At 35.7% G+C, this 26,015-nt stretch carries 24 protein-coding genes and 3 riboswitches; of the genes, 7 read left to right on the forward strand and 17 right to left on the reverse strand.

Features of this window, described 5'->3' with window-relative positions:
• Positions 1-136 precede the first annotated feature (136 nt).
• From purH to EDD63_RS08860, 9 genes are all read right to left on the reverse strand, one after another.
• Positions 137-1,666 (reverse strand): bifunctional phosphoribosylaminoimidazolecarboxamide formyltransferase/IMP cyclohydrolase, encoded by a 1,530-nt coding sequence (gene purH, locus EDD63_RS08820; protein WP_134170564.1) that lies wholly within the window; start codon positions 1,664-1,666, stop codon positions 137-139.
• Positions 1,647-2,228 carry a phosphoribosylglycinamide formyltransferase gene (purN, locus tag EDD63_RS08825; protein ID WP_134170566.1) on the reverse strand — a complete coding sequence of 194 codons (582 nt, stop codon included), beginning with the start codon at positions 2,226-2,228 and terminating at the stop codon, positions 1,647-1,649. The genes purH and purN overlap by 20 nt, the downstream gene beginning before the upstream one ends.
• On the reverse strand, positions 2,222-3,250 hold the full coding sequence (gene purM / locus EDD63_RS08830) for a phosphoribosylformylglycinamidine cyclo-ligase (RefSeq protein WP_134170568.1): 1,029 nt from the start codon (positions 3,248-3,250) through the stop codon (positions 2,222-2,224). Before purM ends, purN begins: the two co-directional genes overlap by 7 nt.
• Positions 3,243-4,673: an amidophosphoribosyltransferase gene (gene purF / locus EDD63_RS08835; protein ID WP_134170570.1), complete on the reverse strand. Its 1,431-nt coding sequence runs from the start codon at positions 4,671-4,673 to the stop codon at positions 3,243-3,245. Before purF ends, purM begins: the two co-directional genes overlap by 8 nt.
• A 1-nt stretch (position 4,674) precedes the next feature.
• Entirely contained in the window at positions 4,675-5,391 is a 717-nt protein-coding gene (purC, locus tag EDD63_RS08840) for a phosphoribosylaminoimidazolesuccinocarboxamide synthase (RefSeq protein WP_134170572.1), read from the reverse strand.
• A gap of 14 nt (positions 5,392-5,405) precedes the next feature.
• On the reverse strand, positions 5,406-9,098 hold the full coding sequence (locus EDD63_RS08845) for a phosphoribosylformylglycinamidine synthase (RefSeq protein WP_134170574.1): 3,693 nt from the start codon (positions 9,096-9,098) through the stop codon (positions 5,406-5,408).
• Positions 9,099-9,596, reverse strand: coding sequence for a 5-(carboxyamino)imidazole ribonucleotide mutase (gene purE, locus EDD63_RS08850; RefSeq protein ID WP_208318316.1), 498 nt, complete (start codon positions 9,594-9,596; stop codon positions 9,099-9,101).
• A gap of 159 nt (positions 9,597-9,755) precedes the next feature.
• A riboswitch (purine riboswitch) is annotated at positions 9,756-9,856 on the reverse strand.
• Between the two features lie 64 nt (positions 9,857-9,920).
• Positions 9,921-10,745 carry a Cof-type HAD-IIB family hydrolase gene (locus EDD63_RS08855; RefSeq protein WP_134170578.1) on the reverse strand — a complete coding sequence of 275 codons (825 nt, stop codon included), beginning with the start codon at positions 10,743-10,745 and terminating at the stop codon, positions 9,921-9,923.
• Complete coding sequence (locus tag EDD63_RS08860) at positions 10,735-12,039, reverse strand: HdeD family acid-resistance protein (protein ID WP_166667600.1); 1,305 nt, start codon at positions 12,037-12,039, stop codon at positions 10,735-10,737. Before EDD63_RS08860 ends, EDD63_RS08855 begins: the two co-directional genes overlap by 11 nt.
• Positions 12,040-12,149: 110 nt before the next feature.
• Between EDD63_RS08860 and EDD63_RS08865 the strand changes: the two genes are divergently transcribed.
• Positions 12,150-12,371: a hypothetical protein gene (locus EDD63_RS08865; RefSeq protein WP_134170582.1), complete on the forward strand. Its 222-nt coding sequence runs from the start codon at positions 12,150-12,152 to the stop codon at positions 12,369-12,371.
• Positions 12,372-12,425: 54 nt separating this feature from the next.
• Positions 12,426-12,553, forward strand: a riboswitch (FMN riboswitch).
• Between the two features lie 64 nt (positions 12,554-12,617).
• Positions 12,618-13,205 carry an ECF transporter S component gene (locus tag EDD63_RS08870; protein ID WP_134170584.1) on the forward strand — a complete coding sequence of 196 codons (588 nt, stop codon included), beginning with the start codon at positions 12,618-12,620 and terminating at the stop codon, positions 13,203-13,205.
• Between the two features lie 163 nt (positions 13,206-13,368).
• On the opposite strand, the gene EDD63_RS08875 is transcribed toward EDD63_RS08870, so the two are convergent.
• Positions 13,369-14,688 (reverse strand): IS4 family transposase, encoded by a 1,320-nt coding sequence (locus tag EDD63_RS08875; protein ID WP_134170585.1) that lies wholly within the window; start codon positions 14,686-14,688, stop codon positions 13,369-13,371.
• Between the two features lie 298 nt (positions 14,689-14,986).
• On the opposite strand from EDD63_RS08875, the gene EDD63_RS08880 reads away from it, so the two are divergent.
• Genes EDD63_RS08880 through EDD63_RS08895 form a run of 4 tightly spaced genes read left to right on the forward strand, consistent with a single transcriptional unit; the run spans position 14,987 to position 17,180 of the window.
• On the forward strand, positions 14,987-15,367 hold the full coding sequence (locus EDD63_RS08880) for a GntR family transcriptional regulator (protein WP_134170587.1): 381 nt from the start codon (positions 14,987-14,989) through the stop codon (positions 15,365-15,367).
• Entirely contained in the window at positions 15,360-16,199 is an 840-nt protein-coding gene (locus EDD63_RS08885; RefSeq protein ID WP_166667601.1) for an ATP-binding cassette domain-containing protein, read from the forward strand. The genes EDD63_RS08880 and EDD63_RS08885 overlap by 8 nt, the downstream gene beginning before the upstream one ends.
• Entirely contained in the window at positions 16,196-16,834 is a 639-nt protein-coding gene (locus tag EDD63_RS08890) for an ABC-2 transporter permease (protein ID WP_134170591.1), read from the forward strand. The genes EDD63_RS08885 and EDD63_RS08890 overlap by 4 nt, the downstream gene beginning before the upstream one ends.
• Before the next feature lie 13 nt (positions 16,835-16,847).
• Complete coding sequence (locus EDD63_RS08895) at positions 16,848-17,180, forward strand: putative quinol monooxygenase (protein ID WP_134170593.1); 333 nt, start codon at positions 16,848-16,850, stop codon at positions 17,178-17,180.
• 13 nt (positions 17,181-17,193) lie between these two features.
• Here the strand turns inward: EDD63_RS08895 and EDD63_RS08900 are convergent, their stop codons facing one another.
• The 7 genes from EDD63_RS08900 to EDD63_RS08930 form a co-directional block, all read right to left on the reverse strand.
• On the reverse strand, positions 17,194-17,826 hold the full coding sequence (locus EDD63_RS08900) for a cytidylate kinase-like family protein (RefSeq protein WP_134170595.1): 633 nt from the start codon (positions 17,824-17,826) through the stop codon (positions 17,194-17,196).
• Positions 17,827-17,835: 9 nt separating this feature from the next.
• Positions 17,836-18,456: a flavodoxin family protein gene (locus EDD63_RS08905; RefSeq protein ID WP_134170597.1), complete on the reverse strand. Its 621-nt coding sequence runs from the start codon at positions 18,454-18,456 to the stop codon at positions 17,836-17,838.
• A 105-nt stretch (positions 18,457-18,561) separates the two neighbouring features.
• Positions 18,562-19,536, reverse strand: coding sequence for a ribose-phosphate diphosphokinase (locus EDD63_RS08910; protein WP_243833758.1), 975 nt, complete (start codon positions 19,534-19,536; stop codon positions 18,562-18,564).
• Positions 19,537-19,552: 16 nt separating this feature from the next.
• Complete coding sequence (locus tag EDD63_RS08915) at positions 19,553-20,242, reverse strand: DapH/DapD/GlmU-related protein (RefSeq protein WP_134170600.1); 690 nt, start codon at positions 20,240-20,242, stop codon at positions 19,553-19,555.
• A gap of 108 nt (positions 20,243-20,350) precedes the next feature.
• Positions 20,351-21,217 (reverse strand): class II fructose-1,6-bisphosphate aldolase, encoded by an 867-nt coding sequence (gene fba / locus EDD63_RS08920; RefSeq protein ID WP_134170602.1) that lies wholly within the window; start codon positions 21,215-21,217, stop codon positions 20,351-20,353.
• A 129-nt stretch (positions 21,218-21,346) separates the two neighbouring features.
• A complete protein-coding gene (gene ald, locus EDD63_RS08925) occupies positions 21,347-22,453 on the reverse strand; it encodes an alanine dehydrogenase (RefSeq protein ID WP_134170604.1) in 1,107 nt (368 codons plus the stop codon).
• 293 nt (positions 22,454-22,746) lie between these two features.
• Complete coding sequence (locus EDD63_RS08930; RefSeq protein ID WP_134170606.1) at positions 22,747-24,417, reverse strand: formate--tetrahydrofolate ligase; 1,671 nt, start codon at positions 24,415-24,417, stop codon at positions 22,747-22,749.
• Between the two features lie 123 nt (positions 24,418-24,540).
• Positions 24,541-24,612: riboswitch (Fluoride riboswitch) on the forward strand.
• Positions 24,613-24,648: 36 nt separating this feature from the next.
• On the opposite strand from EDD63_RS08930, the gene EDD63_RS08935 reads away from it, so the two are divergent.
• Positions 24,649-25,821, forward strand: a complete 1,173-nt coding sequence (locus EDD63_RS08935; protein WP_134170608.1) for a cation:proton antiporter — start codon at positions 24,649-24,651, stop codon at positions 25,819-25,821.
• Positions 25,822-26,015 lie beyond the last annotated feature (194 nt).

Raw genomic sequence — 26,015 nt, forward strand, 5'->3', positions numbered from 1 at the left:
ACCGACTTCGGCTTGTGGTTCACTACGCTTAGCGGTAACACCTGCGGTTGGACTTTCACCAACTAGATATGCACCATGCCTGGCACACCTAAAAAAGGGCAGAATTACACGAATTTGTGTATTCTGTCCTTTTCTTTTAGTGTTTAAAATGTCTTACTCCTGTAAATACCATTGCAATGCCTGCTTCATCACAAGCATCAATACTTAATTGATCCTTGATTGATCCACCAGGTTGAATGATTGCAGTTACTCCAGCAGCAATTGCATTTTCTACAGTATCCGGCATCGGGAAGAATGCATCACTTGCTAGCACACTACCTTTTGCCTTTTCACCTGCTTGTTCAATGGCAATCTTTGCAGCACCGACACGGTTCATTTGTCCAGCACCGACACCGATTGTCATATCCGCTTTGGCAAGAACGATGGCATTACTTTTTACATGTTTTACTACTTTCCATGCAAATAGTAATTGCTTCATTTCTTCATCAGTTGGTTTGCGTTTTGTTGGGATGGTTAATTCCATGTCTTCTACATGCATTAAATCCATGTCTTGGACAAGTAATCCATCATTTACATTTGTTACTTTCGTTGTTTGTGCTACATCTAAATTTGTATCTAACACCATCAAACGAATATTTTTCTTCGCACTTAAGATTTCAAATGCTTCTTTTTCATATGAAGGAGCAATGATAATCTCTAAGAAAATTTGACTTAGTTTTTCAGCTACAGCAACACTTACTTCACGGTTAAATGAAACAATCCCTCCAAAGATCGAAGTTGGATCTGCTTCATATGCTTTATCCCATGCTTCTTCAATAGTTGCACCGATTCCTACGCCACAAGGATTCATATGTTTCATTCCCACTGCACATGGTTCACTGAATTCTTTTAACACTTCAATACATGCATTTGCATCTTGAATGTTGTTGTAAGAAAGTTCTTTTCCATGTAGTTGTTTTGCACGTGCAATTGAGTATTGTGGATTGACTCCTTTATAGAAGGCAGCTTCTTGGTGTGGGTTTTCTCCATAACGTAAATCTTGCACTTTTTCATATGTCATCGTAAATGTTTCAGGATATTTTTCTCCTGTTTTCTTTGTTAGATAATCAGCGATGATTGTGTCATAACTTGCCGTATGACGGAATACTTTTGCGGCAAGGTATTCTCTTGTAATTGGACAAGTCTCACCATTTTCTTTTAATTCTTTAAGTACATTGTCATAGTCACTAGGGTCTACAATTACAGGAATGTATTTGTAGTTTTTTGCCCCACTACGAAGCATACTTGGTCCACCGATATCGATATTCTCAATAATTTCTTCGTGACTTACCCCTTCTTTTTGCAACGTTTGCTTAAATGGGTATAAATTTACACATACTAAATCGATGTATGCAATATGGTTTTCTTCTAATGCTTTAACATGTTCTGGATTATCACGTACACAAAGCAATGCACCATGTACATTTGGGTGTAACGTCTTTACACGACCATCCATAATTTCAGGGAAGTTTGTTACTTCACTAATTGAAATTGTAGGAATGCCTGCTTCATCTAATGATTTCTTTGTTCCTCCAGTGGAAATAATTTCATATCCTAAACTAACAAGTTCTTTTGCAAATTCAAGAACCCCAGTTTTATCTGATACACTAATTAGAGCTCGTTTCATTTTCTGCCTCCTTGCATACGCTATCTAAAATTCTTGGAAACATATCGTATTCCATTTTATGAACTTCTTCTTCTAAGTTTTCTAAACTCCAAGCTGGATCAATATCGATTCGCTCTTGGTGAATAATTGGACCTGTATCAACCCCATCATCAACAAAGTGAATCGTTACCCCTGTCGCTTTTACTTTTGCATCATAGGCATCTTGAATGCTATGTGCGCCTGGAAATTCTGGTAAATATGCTGGGTGTAAATTAATAATGCGATTTGGATAGTTTTCTAATAATACCTTTCCAATAAAACGCATATACCCTGCAAGTGCAATTAGATCAATCTTATATGCTTGTAGGTATGAAAGAATTTGACTTTCATATGCTGCTTTTCCAGCAAACGCTTTTGGATTGACATACACATAAGGAATTCCTAGCTTATTTGCTCTTGTAATTGCATATGCATCTTCTTTATCTACAATAAGTAGTTTGATTTCTGCATGTTTGTAAACTGCTTTTACAAGATTTTCGAAGTTTGAACCACTGCCTGATGCAAAGATTGCTACGTTTACCACGTTAACTCCACTTCACCAGTATTGGTTACTTCACCAATAACATATCCTGGTTCATTGATTTCTTTTAAGCTTGCTAGTACAGTATCTACATCATTTGCATCAACTGCTAAGACAAACCCGATTCCCATGTTGAATACATTGTACATTTCTTTATTTTCGATTTGTCCTTTTTCTTGTAGCAAATCAAAGATTTTAGGTCTTGGGAATGCAGTTGTATCAATGCGAACTCCAAGTCCATCTTTCAACATACGTGGTACATTTTCATAAAATCCACCACCTGTAATATGTGACATTCCTTTGATTTCTACTTTTTCAAGTAAGTGTTTAATTGTTTTTACATATAATTTTGTTGGGGTTAATAATACATCACCTAAAGGTTGATCAAACCCTTCATATGTTGTGTGTAAATCCAATTTTGCATCTTTTAATAAAATTTTACGAATTAATGAGAATCCATTTGAGTGACATCCACTTGATGGTAATCCAATTAATACTTGTCCTGCATCGATTGTACTTCCATCGAGTAGTTTACTTTTTTCAACAACTCCAACACAGAATCCTGCAATATCGTAATGTCCATCTTGGTACATGTCAGGCATTTCTGCAGTTTCACCACCAATAAGGGCACATTCACTTTCTACACATCCATCACTAACTCCTTTTACAAGTTGTTCGATTTGTGCTGGATGGTTTTTTCCTACTGCTAAATAATCTAGGAAGTATATTGGCATAGCCCCTTGAACAAGCACATCATTCACACACATAGCAACTGCATCAATTCCTACTGTGTCATGTTTATCATATTCAAAGGCAACCATTAACTTGGTTCCTACACCATCTGTTCCAGAAACAAGAACTGGTTCTTTTAATCCGTAAACACTTAGATCAAACATACCACCAAATGATCCTAAAGCTGTATAAGCACCTTTAATCTTTGTACGTTCTACATGGTTTTTGATGCGACGAACCGATTCATATCCGGCTTCTAAATCAACACCTGCTTCTCTATACTTATCACTCATTTGCTAGTTCCTCCTCTAACTGTTCACCTAAATCATATAAATCGGTTGGATATTTCCCATTGAAACATGCAACACATAAATCTTCTGTCTCAAATGCTTCCATCATTTCTGGAATTTCTAAGAATTTTAATGAATCTGCTTGAATGAATTCACAAACTTCATTTGCATCCATCTTGGCACTAATTAGTTCCTTGCGACTTGATGTATCTACTCCATAGAAACATGGATGTGTAATCGCTGGTGACCCAATACGTACATGAACTTCACTTGCGCCTGCTTCTTTTAATAATTGAATAATACGACGTGAAGTTGTTCCTCGCACGATACTATCATCAATCAACATAATGCGTTTTCCTTTTACAATGTCACGTACGGCACTTAATTTCATACGTACCCCACGCTCTCTTTGTTTTTGCGTTGGTTGAATAAAGGTTCTACCTACATAGCGGTTTTTAATTAAACCAAGTTCATAAGGCAATCCACTTTCTTCAGCATATCCAATGGCTGCAGATAAAGATGAATCCGGAACACCGACAACGATATCTGCTTCAATACCACCTTGTTCCTTATCAATTTTTGCTAACATTCTTCCTGAAAGACGACGTGCTGTATGCACATTGATTCCTTCAATTGAAGAATCTGGACGTGAGAAGTAAATATATTCCATCGCACACATTTTCTTTTGTGTTTTGTCTGTATATTGAATCTTCTTAATCCCATCGTAATCAAACTTAATAATTTGCCCAGGCTCGATATCAAACTCATCTTTTCCGTTTACGATATCAAAAGCACAAGATTCACTACTTACTACCCATCCATCATCAACTTTTGCGACACTCATTGGACGAAGTCCATTTTTATCACGAACTGCATACATACAGTTTTCACGCATAACACAGAAGGCAAATGCACCTTCTAAGTGTTGTACGGCTTTAATAATTTTTTCTTCAAAAGTCCCTTCACGTTCTCTTTGAATTAAGTGACCGATCACTTCCGTATCACTGGTTCCTTGGAAAATACTTCCATTGTTTTCCATTTCTTCTTTTAATTCTTTGGCATTTACAATATTCCCATTGTGACTTATCGCAAAGTGTCCTTTATGGCTACGAACCATAATTGGTTGCACATTTTCAATTTCATTGCCACCGGCTGTTGAATAACGTACGTGTCCTACAGCATGTACCCCTTTAAGTTGCTTTAAGGTTTGTGAATTAAAGGTATCTGTCAATAAACCTTTCCCTTTAATACACTTAATTTCTTTTTTGTTACTCGTGGCAATCCCACTTGCTTCCTGGCCACGGTGTTGCAATGCATGCAATCCGAAATAGGTTAATGCTGCAGCATCTTTTACATTAAAAACGCCAAAGACTCCGCACTCTTCATTGATTTTTCCATTTAAAAAATACTGCTTTTCATCTAACATATTAATCCTCTTTCTTCTCCAATCTTGAGAAGATCTCTTTATAAGCTTCTTCTACATTTCCCATATCTCTACGGAAACGATCTTTATCTAATTTTTCACCTGTGTGTTTATCCCATAGGCGACAAGTATCTGGACTGATTTCATCAGCTAATAGAATTTGACCTTCTTTGGTACGTCCAAACTCAATTTTGAAATCCACTAATTGAATTCCCATTTCATCCCACATCTTTAGCATCAAATCATTAATCTTTAATGTTTGTGCATATATTTCATCAAGTTCTTCGCGTGTAGCTAAACCAAATGCAATGGCATGATAATCGTTGATCAATGGATCTCCTAAATTATCATCCTTCCAGCAAATTTCCATAATTGGTGTTAAAACTTTTGTACCTTCTTCCATTTTGTAGCGTGCAGCTGCACTTCCGGCAACTAAGTTACGCACAATTACTTCCAGTGGAACAATATCCACTTTTGTACATAAAGAATCACGATCATTTAGTTCTTCAACTAAGTGTGTTTGAATTCCATGTTTCATCAAGTAACGATAAATCATATTTGAAATCTTATTATTAAGAACTCCTTTATTTTCAATCGTTCCTCTTTTTTCACCATTTCCTGCTGTTGCATCATCTTTATAGTGAATGATGACTAAATTCTCATCATCCGTGCGATAAATTTGTTTTGCTTTTCCTTCGTAGATCATTTCTAATTTTTCCATTTTGCCCACCTTTTCTATTTTTTGAAGTAATCGACACCGTTTTTAAAGATGTCTTGAAGTTTGTCTCCATAAATGTTTTTAAAGAGTCCATCTTCATAGCGTTCGCTATGTCCCATTTTTCCGAAGATTCTTCCATCCCGACTTGTGATACCTTCAATTGCGTATGTTGAACCATTGATGTTATACACACCAGACATCGTTGGTCGTCCGCGTAAATCTGCATATTGCGTAGCCACTTGACCATTTTCAAATAGTTTTTGTGCTTCTTTTTCACTTACCACAAATTTACCCTCCCCATGTGACATGGCAATTTTGTGTGTGTCATCAACGTTGAATCCCTTCAACCATGGTGACATCGTTGAACTAACTCTTGTTGTCGCGATATGAGATACATGTCGGTTGATATCGTTTCTAAATAAAGTTGGTGAATTTTCATCAAGCTTTTCGATATCTCCATAAGGTAGTAAACCTGATTTAATCAAGGCTTGGAATCCATTACAGATTCCTAAGATCAGTCCATCGTTTGCCAGTAAGGTTTGTACTGCATCGTTGACTTTCTCATTCATTAATACATTGGCAATAAATTTACCACTTCCATCTGGCTCATCTCCACTTGAGAATCCACCAGGAATCATTAAGATTTGTGCATTTGCAATTTTAGTTGCAAGGGTATCAATACTGCGTTTAGTTGCTTCTACATCAATGTTGTTGAATACATAAATCTCAGCATCAGCACCTGCTTTTTCAAATGCTTTCTTACAATCGTATTCGCAGTTATTTCCCGGGAAAACTGGGATGATAACTTTTGGTTTGTCGATTGGTGTTTTTGCTTTTACAATATTTTGATCATCGTAGTCGACTTTCTTTAAATACTCAGCACCTTCATGTACGATCGTTGGATAGATTTCTTTGTAGCGAGCTTCCCATAAAGCGATTGCTTCATCAATACTCATGCTTTCATCGTTAATCTTAATTTTTAGATCTTCGATTGTCTTTCCTACGTATATAAAGTTTTCATCTTCAATTTCGCATGTACTTTCTACAACGAAACTTCCGATATTTGCTGCAAACAAGTTTTCATCACTTGTTACGTCAACTCCAATTTTATTTCCAAAGCTCATCTTACATAATGCTTCGACAACTCCACCATATCCGACTGCATTAGCTGCAACGATATGTTTTGCATCGATGTTATCTTTTACTGCACTAAAGATTTTCTTTAGTTGATTGTAGTTTGGTGAATCATCACGATTTGCTTTATGTTTTACATAATACAAGTAGTGATTTTCTGCTTTTAAATCATTAGATACAATGGCATCTACTTTCTCTGTTGTTACTGCAAAAGTGATTAATGTTGGTGGAACTGTTAAATCTTTATACGTTCCACTCATTGAATCTTTTCCACCAATAGATGGTGTTTCAAATGCCATTTGTGCTTCAATCAACCCAAGTAATGCTTGCGTTGGTTTTCCCCATTTTTTTGGATCGTTTCCTAAACGTTCAAAGTATTCTTGGTTTGATAATCTTGCTTTTTTATAACTTGAACCAACCGCCACTTGCTTTGCTAGTGCTTCTACAACACTATATGAAGCACCTAAGTATGGAGAGTATTTCGCAATACTTGGTTGGTATCCATACGTTAATACACTTGCTGTATTTGTTTGACCAAATAATGATATTTTTTGCACACTTGCTTGGCTTTCTGTCATTTGGTATTTTCCACCAAAAGGCATTAAGACCGTTGTTGCTCCAATTGTTGCATCAAACATTTCGACAAGTCCTCGTTGACTCGCAACATTTTCATCTTGTAAGACAGTTGCCACAGACTCATGTTTTGCCACAAATGGGTTTGCATGATTTGCTGTGTAGTCTTCAATGATGACATCTTGTTCTTGACGTACACCATTTGTATCTAAGAAACTACGATCGATATCAACAATCGTTTCCCCTTTAAAGTTCATCATCAAACGATTATCGTCACTAATTTCAGCAACAATGTATGTTTGTAAGTTTTCTTGGTATGCATATTCTTTGAATGCTTCGTATGCATCTGGTGAGATCACACATGCCATACGTTCTTGCGATTCACTGATTGCAAGTTCAGTTCCATTCAATCCTGCATATTTTGTTGGTACTTTATCAAGGTTGATGTGAATTCCATTAGCTAATTCTCCAATGGCAACACTTACTCCACCTGCTCCAAAGTCATTTGCTTTTTTAATTAATCGTGTACAGTCTGGATTTCTAAATAAACGTTGTAATTTACGTTCAATTGGTGCATTTCCTTTTTGTACTTCACTACTACTTTTCGTTAATGAAGTTTCTGTATGTTCTTTACTTGAACCAGTTGCTCCACCGATTCCATCACGACCGGTTTCTCCACCAATCAAGACAACGATATCTCCAGCTTCTGGTTGTAAACGCATTACACTTGCTTTTGGTGCCGCTCCTACAACTGCTCCAACTTCCATACGTTTTGCTACATAGCCTTCATCAAAGATTTCTTTTACATAAGTTGTTGCTAAACCAATTTGGTTACCATAACTTGAGTATCCATTTGCCGCACCTTTTGAAATTACACGTTGTGGCAATTTGTTTGGTAGTGTATCTGCAATTGGTTTTGTAATATCGCCAGCACCGGTAATACGCATTGCTTGGTAGACATAACTTCTTCCAGATAGCGGGTCACGAATTGCCCCACCAATACATGTACTTGCTCCCCCAAATGGTTCAATTTCTGTTGGGTGGTTGTGTGTTTCATTTTTAAACATCAATAAGTATGGTTCTTCTTTTCCATCAACATCAACTGTGATTTCAATGGAACATGCATTGATTTCATCGCTGACTTCAAGATCTTCAAGTAAACCATTTTGACGCATATATTTACCAGCTACAGTTGCCATGTTCATCAATGTAATTGGTTTTTCTTTCTTATTTGCTTTTTGATGTAAATCTAAAAACTGTTCGTATGCTTCTTGTAGACGACTACTAAATGTACCTTCTTCAAACACGATGTTTTTTAATACCGTTTCAAATGTCGTGTGACGGCAGTGATCTGACCAGTAGGTATCTAATACTTTAATTTCTGTAACTGTTGGGTTACGGTCTTCTTTTTTAAAGTATTCTTGAATGAATAGTAAATCTGCATCACTCATCGCAAGACTTTCGTTTTCACGATATGATTTTACTTCATCTTCATTCCATTCGATAAATCCTTCAACGTTAAGTACTGGATCAACACTTACATCTTCATCATTTTCTAAAATTGTTAAATCCTTTTCACGCATTTCTACTGGGTTGATAAAGTGGTGTTTAATTGCTTGGATTTCTTCATCTGTTGGCATTCCCTCTAGAATGATCAAACGTCCACTTTTTACAACTACATCACTTTTATTGTTGAGCAGCATTAAACAAGCTTGGGCACTATCTGCACGTTGGTCAAATTGACCAGGTAAACTTTCATATGCAAAGTATGTTTTTTTAGATAAATCTACGTTATCGTATACTTCATCCGTTACGATTTCACTTAATACTTTAGTACGTAATAATTCGATATCTTGACTATCTGCTTCGAAAATATCGTATATGTTATATAGTTCAACGCCAATTACACTTGTAATTTGTAGGTTATGGTTAATATCGCTACAAATTGAATTTGCTTCTACATTAAACTTTTCTTTTTTTCTTACAAATAAACGTTGTTTCATCTAGTTCCCCTCATATGTTTCTATTTCACTATCGGCTAATACTGTTTTTGCCATTTGTACTTTAAAATCATCAAGTTTGATTGCCATTGCTTCATCTTCAACACCAATCATTTGTGCTGCAAGTATTGCAGCATTTGCAGCTCCTGCTTTCCCAATGGCAACAGTTGCTACTGGAATTCCTTTTGGCATTTGGACAGTTGAAAGAAGTGAATCCATTCCTCCAAGTGCACTTGTTTGCATTGGCACTCCAATAACTGGTAGTGTTGTAACTCCAGCGATGACTCCTGCAAGATGGGCAGCACCACCAGCGGCAGCAATTACAACTTTAATACCACGTTCACGTAATGCTTTGGCATATCCATGTGCTTCACTTGGTGTACGATGTGCACTTAAAATTCGCACTTCATATCCAATCCCAAACTCTTTCAATTGATTCATACAATTTTGCATGACTTCTAAATCACTTTTACTTCCCATAACAATACTTACTTGAATCATCTTTCTTACCTCCAGAAAATAAAAAAACCGTGGTTAATAAAACTATCTACCACGTTATGAAAAAAATTTACGTTTTCTTGTGAAATTTGTATTCATAACCATCATTTGCATGCTGTTACCTCCCCACAAGTTAGAGCGCAAACCAACAAAAAAAGTACTAATACAAACTTCATTCCTTGTAGTCTCGCAAATACCGGTGCGAGGTAGAAACTTGTTGACCATATTTCAACTATTATACAAGTACTTTCTTACATTCCTATAATACACAAAAAGCGATACCTTGTAAATACGATACCGCTTTATTTTTTTGATGTAATTTATAACTTAGATAAGTTGTAATTGACTAAATGCATCAGCTAGTCCACCATCATCATGGCGTCTTACCACAAAATCACTAACTTCTTTTAATTTTGGATCAGCATTTCCAACGGCAACACCAACATTACAGTATTCAAACATGTCAATATCGTTCTTCCCATCACCAATTGCAATGGTTTCATTTTTACTTACGCCAATATGCGCTAGCACTTGATCAATTGCGACAGACTTACTTACACCTTTGATAATTAGTTCTCCACTGTTTTTTCCAAATGCAGGAACTGTGCAGGCAAGTACTTCAAAGACATCTTTGAATTTCTCTTCCACATCTTGTAACGGATGATTTGCATTATCTAGAAAACAGATTTTATTAATTGATGCATAATCAATATCATCACTAAATGGTTGCAACGCTTTCACAAATGGTGCTTCCAATCCTTTTTCAATATCATCTGGACTCATTAGTTTAGCTAGATGCAATTGTAATTCTCTTGAACCAAACAATCCTTCATTACTTTCAATGTAATATAAGATTCCATGTTCTTCAAAATATGCTTGTACCGCTTTTACATCTGCTTCTTGCATTTGCTTATGGAATAGATTTTCTTGATTCACATCAGCAAATCCTCCACCTGCTCCAATAATACCATCAAAACCAACTTCTAAGATGTTATCAAAGATTTCTGGTTTTGAGCGACCGGTACATAAGAACAATTTATGTCCATTTTTTCTTGCTTGCTTACAAGCTGCTTGCGCACTTTCTGGTACAGTATGTCCATCATCTAGACATAAGGTTCCATCCACATCAATAAACACTACTTTACTTTTCATTTTTATCTCCATCTTTTTCTAAAATACTACTATATATACGTTTGCTGACAACAATCCCATTTGGATTTGCAAACTCTGCATTTAAATAATCATAATAACTTCCTGGCGTGATAATTCCATACAACTTAATCAAGTCAATGCCTGCAGCACCTAATAAACGATCTACAAAGCGCACACAGTTATCACCAACAACAAAGAATGTACGAAAGCGACCATCACGAACTTTGAAGAAATTTGTAGGAACATGGAAACTTAAGCGTGAAGCATAAAAATCATTTACCCCAACATAAAATGGTGGAATCCATTTGATTGTATTTTCCATGACACAATCAACCAGTTCACTCATCGCTTGTAGTTGCATTTCACTTAACTTTAAACCAAAGCCAACAAGTGTTTTGGCACTATCTTCAATAACAAAAGGAATGTATTCTTTTTTATTTGCTGTAAAGAGTACACCATCACCAATAAGTTCAAACATACGCCAACTACTTGGATCATAGTTGCCATATGATAATACCATATTTTTGTAGGCAATATCTACATGGCCAACACGTCCAAAACCTTTTTCGCTCATATGCACGAGTACTTCGACATCAACATCTTCATCACTTTTACGTTGTTCAAAACTCAGTTTGGATGGTTGATCGACTTGCGTTGGTTGCAAAAGTTTATTGATTTGTCCAAGCACGTAACTTGGAATCATAAACTCTACAAACGTTGGTAAAGTAATTCGTATTTTACGCTTTAGATCATTCTTACGTTGAATAGATAAGGCTAGGCGCACTCCCGAATGAAACATTCCAAACCCGTATAAAATAAAGAAGACCGCAATTACATTCACTACAACACTTACATACATAGCAGGTGAAAACAATAAGAAGACCCCAAAGATAAAATAAACAGTTCCTACTGCAAGTTCTTTATATTGATCACGTACATGATTCTTACTTTTTATATATGCATTCACAAAGTGAATTGCTGCATTTAGTAATGCATAAAAAGCACATACAATTCCAAAAATCGATATTGGCATATCTGGGAATATGATAATTAATATTCCAATTGCAAAGTCTATACAAATTCGCAAAAAAGAATCTACTTTTTCTAATCCACGAATCTTGTGTGAAATAAACGTAAATAGTTTACTTAATCCCATCACTACAAATACAATCCCAAACACATAAAAAAAGGTGCTCAGTGTTAACATCGCAGCATTTAAAATAACGATTCCCAATATACATATGGCTAACCCGGTAATCATTTGTTGAATTGAGTTTATTGGTTTGGTTTTCATAGTTGTATTATACATGAGTTTCTAATAGAAACAAGTATGTGAAAATAAGCATACATCTAGATTTTTTTAAGGTTTGTACTATAATGGAAATTGAAGGATGTGAAAAACTTATGTTACCAGAAATTAACGAGTTTCTTGCAGAAATGGAAGAAGGAACTTTAGAAAGTTTAATGAGTCGTCATAGCGCTGAACGACTTACCCCAACAATGGATATTAATGAGATTGCGATCCAACTAAATCATGGGTCGATGTTGTTTACTTTGGACATGCTATGTTTGTATCACACGTGGATAACAAATAAGCTTGAACAAGAGCAAACAAACCAAAAGTAGGAGTTTCTCCTGCTTTTTTTATTTGCATATCGAATATTTATGCTATAATGATTTTGTAATCTTCAGGGCAAGGTGCGTTAGTTTACTAACAATTCCTGACCGGCGGTAAACCCCGCGAGCCGAAAGGCTGAACTGGTGTAATTCCAGTGGCGACAGTATAGTCTGGATGAAAGAAGAACATTCTTTTCATATGAAATATTGCCCTGTGTTACTCACAGGTTTTTTTATTGAAAAGGAGATTATGAAATGAACAAAAAACTGGAGACGCTAATTAAAGTTAGTGTACTTGCAGCAATTGCTGCAGTTGTGATGTTATTTGAACTATCACTTGTCCCACTGGTGCCACCATTTTTCAAAATGGATTTCAGTGAGGTTATTGTCTTACTTGGGGGATTTGCCTTAGGACCTGGTCCTGCCATTATGATTGAAGCACTAAAAAACTTTATCAACTTTTTACTTGATGGAACAACAACAATGGGAATTGGTGAAGTTGCAAACTTTCTAATGGGATGTGCACTTGTGGTACCTGCTTCGTATATGTATCAAAAAAACAAGACAAAAAAACAAGCAATTATTGGTATGGTTGTTGGTATTATAAGTCTAAGCGTCGTTGCTATGATCCTTAACTACTTTGTTTTATTACCAGCATATGCATATTTCTTCAAGATGCCAATTGAAGCATTCTTAAGTCAAGCAAGTATTCCGGTATCTAGTCTATTTACCTTTATGCTTGTTGCTGTATTACCATTCAACTTAATCAAAGGAACTGCAACATGTCTTGTCGTATTCCTAGTCTACAAAAAAGTAACACCGATTCTTAAAGGCAGCAAATAGCCAATGTCATTAAGTTAAGGATTGCACTAAACGTATAACCAGTTGAATAAAAATGGTTATACGTTTTCTTTTTCAGATATTCATAACGTTGTTGTGACTTTACCACGATGAAAATCGTCCAACTTAGTGAACTTTTCAAATTTTTGATTTATAATGAAGTCAGTTACGAGAAACGGTAGTTGATATTGATAAGACTTTGAGCGCGGACTTTTCTAGTGAACTTGCGATTTGGTCTTATAGGAAGTAACTCTTTGGATATTATCGATTCGAGACTGGGTGGGATTCCACCTTTTCTTTTTGCCATATCTCTGATAATGTGGATAGCTCTTGTGATATTGATTGAGTAATTCCATTTCTTATTTGTTTTCTGAAGTTTAACTGACGCTTTATTAATGATAATCATGGATAGATTGTAAAGTATGACTCTTGCCCAAATTTCTTGTTGGATACTGTTTCGCTTTATTGCGTGCAACACTTTTAAACCAGTCGCATACTTCAAATGGCGAAAAGACACCTCGATACCCCAACGCATCCCATATAATTCTTTGATTTCTTTCGATGAGAATTCTTCCCTTGATAGATTGGTAATAATTGTTTCATATTCTTCACCACCTTCTATTTTAAAACGAACGACACGATATTTAACTGGATGATAAGGTTTATCTTTACTAATAAAATCAAAAGTTGAAGAAGTTGAGAGGAAGCGATATTTGTCGGGATTGCTCCTTACTTCGCTTGTTTGTTTTATAGTAAGTATGGTTTCTATTTCTAAGTCAAACGCTTCATTGGGGAGTTTAAACTTCTTTAATAAGCCGTTCTCTGAATCAATATCCTTAGCTCTAATTAGAAAATGCTGTCCTGCATCTTTTAGATGCTCCATGACGTTCCAAGTTGCGTAGTTTCGGTCGGCAATAAATATTGCTTTCCCCTGTGTGTATCGACGAGCCATTGTGCATAGTGACTCTTGTTCAGCAGAATGTTGGAATCCATTTATTACGATATCAACGTATCGATTGTTCAGTAAATCATAGGAAGAGTTAATATGATAAAGATTTGTACCTTTATTATTGGGACCATTACTTTTATACGTTTTGATGTCCGTAGGAACATATGGAATAGCTAAGTCTGAACCATCTACCGCTACTAAATGATATCCTTTGTGTAAAGAAGTACATAGGAAAGATTCATTAATCATTGTGAATAATGCAGAGAATGCTTTAGGTAGTATCTTCTCTCTTGCTTGAACGAAAGCACTTGCTGATACAATATCTGATGCATATTCATAATAATCATATAATTCCTCTGTTAACGGCTTTGATGACATAAAAATCAAAGATTTAACTATGTCACTAAATCCAAGTTTTCTTTTTCTTGTGAAATCAATCCCGGCTTGTCTTACAAAGTCTTCATCATGAAGCCTCGACTCTAGTTCCTTAAGCTTTTGGTTAAAAATATGCATCACCTTGTTAGGATAGTTTGACATAACACAGTCTCCCTATTCTTTTCTTGTATACCTGCGATTGCAGTGATAATAAGTATCTTGTTGTCTTCATTAGTAAGACCTCCTTCTACTTTTACTGCAAGCGCTGAGTGTAACGAAGCGCCAGATTTTCGATTTTTTGTCAACACATTGAGCAAATAAAAAAGAAGGGTCAGATATTTCTAACTCTTCTATGTTTTACAATCCTTAACTTAATGACATTGGCAAATAGCTGTCTTTTTTTATGCTTAAACTTTACATATGTTATATACTGTTATATACTGTTTACGAGGTGATACGTATGAACATTATCATTAATAATAAATCCATGCAACCCATCTACGAACAAATCGTAGAAAGTATCAAAAGCATGATTTTGAATAAACAATTACCTGAAGGAAGTTTTTTACCTTCGGTACGAGGACTTGCAAAAGACTTAAAAATCAGTGCACTTACCGTAAAAAAAGCATATGACTTTCTTGAAGAAGAGGGTTATATCGCTACAATTCACGGAAAAGGAAGTTATGTACTAACTATCAATCGCAATTTAGCATACGAAGAAGTAAAAAAAGAAGTGGAAATTCTTATGGAACAAGCACTTACTAAAGCAAGGGTGAATCAGCTTAGCAAAGAAGATGTCGCGATGCTATTTCAACTGGTTATGGAGGATACTTATGATTAAACTACATCATGTTAAAAAGACACTGGATGATTTCTCTGTAAATTATGATATGCACATCCAAACTGGTTATATTACAGGTATAGTTGGTGCAAATGGTGCAGGTAAAACAACATTAATGAAACTCATCATGAATTTCATTTATCCAGATGAAGGAAGTGTATCTGTTTTTGGACACCAACCTTTGCAAACAGCAGATAAGGCAAACATCGGCTGCGTCTTTCAAAATTCATTTTATGATCTAAGTATGTCTATCAAACATATCATTGAAATTCATAAAGCGATGTATACAAACTTTGATGAAGCGCAATTTCATGCATACTGCACAGCACATGATGTAAATATCGAAAGTGGTTTATCTTTATTATCTAATGGGGCTTTGGCAAAACTAAAAATATTTCTAGCATTATCACATCATGCAAAGTTACTGATACTTGATGAACCAACGCTTGGATTGGATGTTGTTTCAAGAAATGAGATTCTTGATATTTTAAGAAATTATATGGATGATACACGTACGATTATTATCAGTTCACATATCGCATCTGATTTAGAAAATTTATGCGATGATCTCTATTTCATTAACCAAGGAACTATTCGTATGCACGAGACAATGGATACCATTCAAAATCAATATGCATTAATCAAAGTGAGTGATGTAGCATATAAAAGGATGGATACCTCATGTATTCAGTCGATAAAGAAGGAATCCTATGGATATAGCTGCTTAACCAATCAGAAACCATTCTATTTAGAAAACTACAAAGATGTCATTATTGAGAATGCATCTATTGATGATTTACTCGAATTTATAATCAAAGGAGAACCACTATGAAAAACTTGTTTCTTAGAGAATGGTATACAAATCGAATCTCTTTTATAATGATTTTTATTGGAATGCCAATTATTTACTTAATTTCTTCAAAAAATGAATTTACATTTTTATATTTCACCCTTTTCCCAATGAGTCAGATTTCAATTTATGGAGACTTGCGTAACCCTGATGGTATGTACCTTATGAGTTATCCAATTTCACGTAAGGACTATCTAGATTATATTTTATGTAAAACACTTGGTATCATGCTATATGGATTTCTTACTATTGTAGTTTTTACTTTACTTCTTGATACACTCAACATTGGACAATACGAAATCAAAAATATACTATTTTATTCATTGCTGTGTTTTTTCATATTTATACCTATCATACTTCTTCGATTCAAAATGAAAGTACGTTATAAAATGCATGGAGGTTATTATTTCTTTTTATTAGTTATCGAACTTATCACTTTATATTTTGGAATCATCTATCTCACAACCAATGTTTTCCATGTAAACTATGAATTTATGAACGTATTATTTGATACAAGACAAGTGGAAATTATACTTGTTACGATTGTAGTATCCCTACTACTATCGTATCCGTTATATAAAACATTACTGAAATCATACAATCAAATCGAATTGTAGAAAGGATCAATTTATGGCAATTACTGTTAATATTTATTATCATGGGACTAATGGAAATGCAAGAAAGTTTGCACAAGAAATGGTGGATAGAGGGATCGTGGATGCTATACGTGCAGAAAAAGGCAATATCACTTATGCGTATTTCTTTCCAATGGAAGATGAAGAAACTGTCCTACTTATCGATTCTTGGACAGATCAAAAAGCACTTGATATACATCACGATTCACCTATGATGCAACAAATCATGGAACTTCGTGATGCATATGATTTACATATGCAGGTTGAACGATATATTTCTGATACAAACGATATTCCTTCTAAGGATCAACAATTTATCAAAGTGTAAAAAAGGGGCGATGCTATGCATCACTCCTTTTTTCATCTCTTGCTTGTACATACGCGATAATCGTATCTGCAGCACCTTCGATTCCAACTTTACTTGTATTAACAACAAGATCATAATTATTAATCTTTCCCCACACTTCATTGGTGAAGTAGTTAAAGTAGTTAGCCCTGCGCATATCCATATCATGTAATATTTTCTCAATATTCTCTGCATCATCTTTGTATACTTCAATTGCGCGTTTTTTCTTATCCGCAACCTCTGCGCGCACAAATACACGAACGACATCTGGATCTTGTTTTAAAATATTCCCTGAACAACGACCTAGAATAATACAACTTTGTTTCGCTGCTTCAAGGATCACATCACGTTGATTGGTGTAGACTCTTTCATGCAAGGCAATTTCAGTTAGTACTCCACTTGCACCTAAAAACTTTGTCCCTCCTAGATGAAAATAGTAATCTGCATTTTCAACATTCTTTTCTACTTGATCATGAATGCTTTTGTTTTTTACACTCTCGTTACTCATTTGAAATAAGAGTTCTTTATCATACACAGGAATTCCTAATTTCTTACCTAGTTCATTTGCTAGTAAAATTCCTCCACTACCATATTCACGTGAAATTGTAATTAGTACTTTTTTTGCCATTATGTCCACCTATCGGATGAAGTTCGTCCGTACCTTTCTTTCATATTCTGGAAATGGTAACCCTTTTTCCATTGCTGCTTCAATACATTTAAGCATAAATGCCATATTTTTTGCCAATGAGCGCATTGTTTGGAGTCCTTCTAAATCTTTTTCAACATCTTCAGGAGTAGAACCATGTACCACATTCCAATATTGTGATGGAACCACTGGCATATGATTGATCAAGAAATACTTTTGAATATGATCTAATGTATTCATTGCACCTGCACGTCTACATGATGCAACGGCTGCACCTGGTTTTTGTGCAAACACATTTCCTGCTGAATAAAACAAGCGATTCATAAACGCAGTAAGTGGTCCTGATGCATCCGCATAATATGTTGGACTTCCAAAGACAAATCCATCTGCATCTTTTGCCATTTTGGCAAATGTATTTACAAGATCATCTTGAAAACACTCACCTTTTTCTGCACATATCCCACACGATGTACAACCCATAATTGGTGTGGTTCCAATATGGACAATCTCTGTTTCGATTCCTTCACTTTGTAGTTGTTTTTCCACTTCTAATAATGCACGATGCGTACATCCTGCTGGACGTGGACTTCCATTCATCAATAATACTTTCATCTTATCACCTAAACCCTTATATACGTATTATACGCCAAAAATTCAAACAAAGGCTATGGGAATGATACAAGCTTGAAAAAAAGACACCGAAGTGTCTTAGATTTTCTATTTGTTGTCGTAGTTAAAGCGTTGTAACATTTCGCTTACTGGACGACCTTCTTCGATTTGACGAATGGTTAGGGCAAGAAGTTCAGCTAAACTGATTACACGCATTTTTGGCATCAGTTTTGCATTTTCTGTTTGATCAATTGTGTTTGTACAAACAAATTCAACAATTCTAGAATTATTGATACGTTCAATTGCTGGATCACTAAGTACGGCATGTGCACATGCTGTGTATACTTCAGTTGCTCCATTGTTGTATAACATATCAATACCAGCCATTAATGTACCTGCAGTATCTACGATATCATCAACAACAATTGCTTTTTTACCTTTTACATCTCCAATTAAGTTCATTGCTTCTGCAACGTTTGGTTTTGGACGACGTTTGTCAATAATTGCAAGTGGACAGTTTAATGCATTTGCAACTTTACGTGCTCTTGTTGTTCCTCCATGGTCTGGTGATACAACGACAACATCATCTGCATTTGGTCCGAATTTTTCAACAAAGTAGTTTGAGATAATGCACATAACACTTAAATCATCTACCGGGATGTTGAAGAACCCTTGGATTTGCGCGGCATGTAACTCCGTTGTGATAACACGAGTTGCTCCTGCTGCTTGTAATAAATCGGCGATAAGTTTCGCTGTAATTGGTTGACGTGGTTGCGCTTTACGGTCTTGTCTAGCATATCCGTAATATGGCGTAATCACACTAATGCTTTTTGCACTTGCACGTTTACATGCATCAATGCAAATAAGTACTTCCATAATTGAACTTGATACTGGGTTACACGTCGATTGAACGATAAATACGTCCTTACCACGTACCGTGTCTCCAAGTTGTACTAGGATTTCCCCATCTGCAAAGTGCTTCACTTCACATTTCCCTAGTTCCAATCCAATAACTTCACACATTTCTTTTGCCAAGTTTACACTTGTAGTTAGGGCAAAAACTACAGCTTTTTCCTTATCCATGATTTTCTCCTTCATTTTATTTATTTTTGTATTGGTTACCTTTTTCAGGTTTGTTTTCTTGGAATGGTCTTGCAATTCCCATAGCTCCATCTTCCACATCTTTATTGATGGTACTTCCTGCAGCTAATAATGCATTTTTACCAATGGTTACTGGTGCAATTAAGTTTACGTTACTTCCAACGAACGCTCCATCACCAACTACTGTACGGAATTTGTTTTTTCCATCATAGTTAACAGTGACAACACCACAACCAAAGTTTACTTTTTCTCCGACATCACTATCTCCTAGGTACGTTAAATGTGCACATTTACTACCTAAACCGAAGTTTGTATTCTTCATTTCCACAAAGTTTCCAATGCGGGCATTTCCTTTAATATGCGTATGTCCACGTAAGTGAGACATTGGTCCAACTACACTATCTACACCGACAATACTATCCACAATCTTACTTGAATCGATTGTTACATTATCCTCAATGGTTGCATTTGATAGAAATGAATTCGGTAAAATTGTTACATTTTTACCAATAACGGTTCCTTTTTCAATCCAAACGTTTGGATAAATCGTACTACCTTCACCAATCGTGCAATCTTCATCGATATACGTGTTGTTGATGTCCATTACATACACACCTTGTTTTAATAATTTTTCATTTTTTAAAACCCAAGATTCTTTACGTTCTAACATTTGATCTGTACAATCCATAAAAACTCCTTCTTGCTTACGCATCCTATCATATCAAAAAAAAGTCGAGAGTTCATCCTTTCCTATAAAAAAAGTACATTTTTTTAAATGTACTTTCGTTTTTGATTATTAAGCTTGTCCTTCAGAACCGAATTCTTTAACTTTGTTAAGAACTTCAGCTTTGATTGCATCGCAACCTGGAGCTAATAATTTACGAGGGTCGTATCCTTTACCTTCTAAGTCTTTACCAGCTTCAATATATTTACGAGTAGCATCAGCAAATACTAATTGTAATTCTGTATTTACGTTGATTTTTGATACTCCTAAAGAGATTGCTTTTTTAATTTGGTCAGTTGGAATTCCTGAACCACCGTGTAATACTAATGGTTTTCCGCTTGTTACGTCTTGGATTTGTCCAAGTACATCGAAGTTTAATCCAGCCCAGTTTTCAGGGTATTTTCCGTGGATGTTTCCGATTCCAGCAGCTAACATGTCAACACCTAAGTCAGCGATAACTTTACATTCTTGAGGGTCTGCAACTTCTCCTGAACCTACAACACCATCTTCTTCTCCACCGATTGCTCCAACTTCACATTCAACAGATACACCTTTGCTGTGGCAAAGTTCGATAATTTCTTTTGATTTTTCTAAGTTTTCTTCGAATGGGTAGTGAGATCCATCAAACATAATTGATGAGAATCCAGCTTCTAAAGCAGCTTTTGCCCCTTCGTATGAACCGTGGTCTAAGTGTAATGCAACTGGAACTGTAATTCCTAATGATTCAACCATTGCTTCAACCATTGCAACTACTGTTTTGTAACCAGTCATGTATTTTCCAGCACCTTCAGATACTCCAAGGATTACTGGTGATTTTGCTTCTTCACAAGCTAATAAAATCATTTTAGTCCATTCTAAGTTGTTAATGTTAAATTGACCAACTGCGTAATGTCCTGCATGTGCTTTTTCAAGCATTTCTTTTGCTGATACTAATGCCATTTTATAATTCCTCCTGTTTCAGTACCTCTATAATACTCCATTTTCATTTAAAAGTGAAGCATGTTATTGAGAAAGTTTTCACAATCGAACTCGTATTTTAAAGGCTTTTTCTGATGTTTTATATTTTGTTTAGATTAAGTCTTTAATATCTTTGTATGGTTTATCAAATGCTGTGGCAACACCTTCAAAGGTAATGTGTCCTTTGTATGTATTAATTGCACTAACCATCACTGGATCATGAATCAATTCTTCCATTGATGCACTTGCGATTTTTAATCCATATGCAAGCGTTGCGTTGGTTAAGGCAATTGTTGATGTTCTCGGTACAGCTCCTGGCATATTTCCTACACAATAGTGAACGACACCATCAACCACATACGTTGGATCATCGTGGTACGTTGCTTTTGTGCTCTCAGCACATCCACCTTGGTCAACAGCGACATCGACAATTACACTTCCTGGTTGCATGTTTGCTAAATAGGATTTTTTGATTAATTTAGGTGCTGCTGCTCCAGGAATTAAAACTGCCCCAATAACAAGGTCTGCTTGTTTACATTGTTCTTCAATTTCATGATCGGTTGAATACAGCGTTTGAATACTGTTTCCAAAGATATCATCAAGTTGTGCTAAACGACGAATGCTTTTATCTAAGATAATTACATCTGCTCCTAGTCCAACTGCAACTTTTGCAGCGTGTGTTCCAACGACACCACCACCGATAATGACAACTTTACCTTTTTGTACGCCTGGCACACCACTTAGCAATACACCACGTCCACCGCTATGTACTTCCAAACTTTTGGCACCTTCTTGTAAGGCTAGACGTCCAGCAACTTCACTCATTGGCTTTAATAATGGAAGTTCTCCTGCATCCATTAACGTTTCATAAGCAAATCCAGTAACTTTCTTTTTCGTTAATTCATCTGTTAATTCTTCATTTGCTGCTAAATGCAAATATGTATATAAGATTAAACCTTCGCGGAAGTATTTGTATTCACTAGCTAAAGGTTCTTTTACTTTTGTCATCATATCTACGGTTTCCCAAACAGTGCTTGCTTGATCAACTACGATTGCTCCTGCTTCTTGGTAGGCATCGTCCATAAATCCACTACCTACACCCGCACCTTTTTCAAAGTACACTTCGTGTCCTGCTTGGACATATGCTTGTACACTTGCTGGGGTTAAACCAACACGATATTCATGTTTCTTTATTTCTTTTACACATCCTATTTTCATACATTCACCTCTGTTTCTACTGTAAATTATATGCTAATTTGACGTCTAGGTAAATGTAGATGCAAAAAAAAGAACAATTCACACAAAGCTTGTTTGTTTTGCACATTGTTCTTTTCGCTGTTTGATGCATCGATTCGATTCAGCCTGTTGCATCATTTTCACACAAACTACCAAGTGGTAATTTATCATTTTGAACACATCAAAATTGTGTTCTTGTATATCATAAAAGAATGTAGTCTAATTTTCTACTTAGATGCACGATAGAAAAAAACCAAGGTTTCCCTTGGTCAATCTTAGAATAATCCTGTGATGTTTCCATCCTCATCAATATCCATACGGTTTGCAGCAGGTACTTTTGGTAAACCAGGCATTGTCATAACACTACCTGTTAATGCCACAATAAATCCTGCACCTAGTGATGGACGAAGTTCACGAATCGTAATTGTAAAGTCTTTTGGTGCTCCACAGATTTTTGCATCATCTGTTAAACTTGATGGAACTTTCGCCATACAGATCGCAAGTTTATCCCAACCATGTTGTGTAAACATCGCAATTTGAGCTTTCGCTTCATCTGTATAATGTACATCTTTTGCCCCATAACATGTTTTGGCAATGGTTAAGATTTTATCTTCAATTGATGCATCTAAATCATAGAGTGGTTTGTAGTTGTTTTCTTGTTCGACAAGTTCAACCAATTGGTTTGCTAAATCTACTGCACCTTCTCCACCTTTTGCCCATACTTGTGATAATGACATCGGGTGATTATTTCGTTTACACCATGTTTGAAGTGCTTCTACTTCTGCTTGTGTATCTGTTGCAAACTCATTGATTGCTACTACATATGGTAAACCGAAAGCTTGAATGGTTTCAATGTGTTTTGCAAGGTTACAGCATCCTTCAAGCATCGCTTCTACATTTTCCGTTTGCAAGTCTTCATAAGCAACATTTCCATGTTGTTTTAAGGCACGAATTGTCGCAACGATCACAACTGCATTTGGTTTTAAGTTTGCTTCACGACATTTGATATCTAAGAATTTTTCTGCTCCTAAGTCAGCTCCAAATCCTGCTTCTGTAATAACATAATCAGCAAGTTTTAAACAAGTTCTTGTTGCTAGTACACTATTACATCCATGCGCAATATTCGCAAATGGTCCACCATGAATTAACACTGGATTGTTTTCTAGTGTTTGAACAAGGTTTGGTTTAATTGCATCTTTCATGACCATTGCACATGCTCCAGCAATTCCTAAATCTGCAACGTAAACAGGTTGTCCTTCTACGTTATAAGCAACTAAGATTTTTCCAATACGTTCTTTTAAATCCATTAATGAATTTGCTAAACAAAGTACTGCCATAATCTCACTTGCTACTGTGATTGTAAATCCATCATGACGTTCTACTCCATTTGCTTTTGGACCTAAACCTACTACAACTTGACGAAGTACACGATCATTCATATCCAAAACACGTTTAAAGACGACGCGATCTTTATCGATTTGTAACTCATTTCCTTGGTGTAAGTGATTATCTAAACATGCACTAATCAAGTTATTACATGTTGTGATAGCATGCATATCTCCAGTAAAGTGAAGATTGATATCTTCCATTGGGACAACTTGCGCATATCCACCACCTGCAGCTCCACCTTTAATTCCAAAGACTGGTCCTAAACTTGGTTCACGTAACGCAACCATCGCTTTTTTACCAATTTGGTTAAATGCATCAACCAAACCAACCGTTGTTGTACTTTTTCCTTCACCAGCTCTTGTTGGGTTAATCGCTGTTACTAAAATTAGTTTTCCATCTTCCTTTGCTTCTGCATTTTTTAATACATCAAGCGAAACTTTTGTTTTTACATTCCCATATAATTCTAATTCACTTTCAGGAATTCCTGCTTTTTTCGCAATCTCTGTAATTGGTTGCAGTTTTGCTTCCTGTGCAATCTCTAAATCTGTTTTGTACATTTCTCGCCACTCCTTTGTATCCATTTTATTGTATTACATTTTGTGACATGACACAATTCTATATCCGAAAAGATGATGGAATATGTACAGGAAACATAGACAAGCACGTAAATCTTTTGTATACTATGCGCAGGGAATGAAATCTCCCACGATTACAGTATCGAAACCGCGCAAGCTAATGATTTCTGCATTTTTTATGCAGTTCATTAGCTTTTTTATTGGAGGTAACACATGTTAACAAGTTTTGCATATATGTTTTTATTAGGAATTATACTCAGTGCAATTTGTAAGAAATTACATTTGCCAAGTTTAATTGGAATGATGGCAACAGGAATGCTATTGGGTCCATATGTACTTAATTGCATTGATGGACAAATCTTAGAAATGTCGGATGACTTACGTCAGATTGCATTAATTATCATTTTAACGCGTGCCGGATTATCACTAAACTTGCATGAGTTGAAGTCGGTTGGACGATCGGCAATTTTGATGTGTTTTGTCCCTGCTTGTTTTGAAATCATTGGGGTCATGTTAATTGCACCGCCACTACTTCATATTTCCTTACTTGATGCTGCAATTCTTGGAAGTGTCTTAGCTGCAGTATCTCCTGCAGTTATTGTTCCGCGAATGATTCAAATCATGAATCAAGGATATGGAACAAAACAAGGAATTCCACAAATGGTGTTAGCTGGTGCTTCTGTTGATGATGTATTTGTCATTGTAATCTTTACTGCATGTACAACTTTAGCAACCGGAAACCATGTTGATGCTACAAGTTTTATCAATGTACCAATCTCTATTCTTTTAGGTATTGCAGTTGGTTTTCTTGTAGGATACTTACTTACTAAACTGTTTCAACTATTACACCTACGCGACACTATTAAAATTATGATCTTAATGAGTACTACTTTTTTATTACTTCAAATACAAGATCAATTTCCTAACATTCCGTTTTCTGCTTTGTTGGCAATTATGAGTATGGCAATTGCAACTAAACAATTCTATAGTACACTGGCAAGCCGATTGCAATTTCGCTATGACCATTTATGGGTAGTCGCTGAATTTGTTTTATTTATTTTAGTTGGTGCTTCCATCAACATCGCTTATATTCAAACGATCGGTGTATTAGCAATTCTACTTTTACTATTTGGACTACTCTTTCGAATGGTGGGTGTCCTTATTTGTTTAGTAAAAAGCAAACTCAATCGCAAAGAGCGCATCTTTACCATGATTGCCTATACACCCAAAGCAACCGTGCAAGCTGCCTTAGGTCCTATCCCATTAAGTATGGGACTTGCGTGTGGTAATCTCGTACTTGCTGTTTCTATTCTTGCCATTTTACTTACTGCACCACTAGGTGCATTTGCCATTGATTCACTATATAAAAAGCTACTCCAACATTAAGCTTTCACTTCAATTGACAGTATGTCTTTGATAATACATACTACAAGTAGTCAAACATATCACACCAAACATCTACCACTGCTTGTGTGTAGGTGTTTTTTAAGATAATATGAAGTGACCCCCTAAGTTGTCTAAACGTGGATTTAGATTCATAATAGAAATTGTAAAAATAATATTAAGAATCGTTACCATAA

This window comes from Breznakia blatticola, from assembly GCF_004365815.1.
Classification (GTDB): Bacteria; Bacillota_I; Bacilli_A; order Erysipelotrichales; family Erysipelotrichaceae; genus Breznakia; species Breznakia blatticola.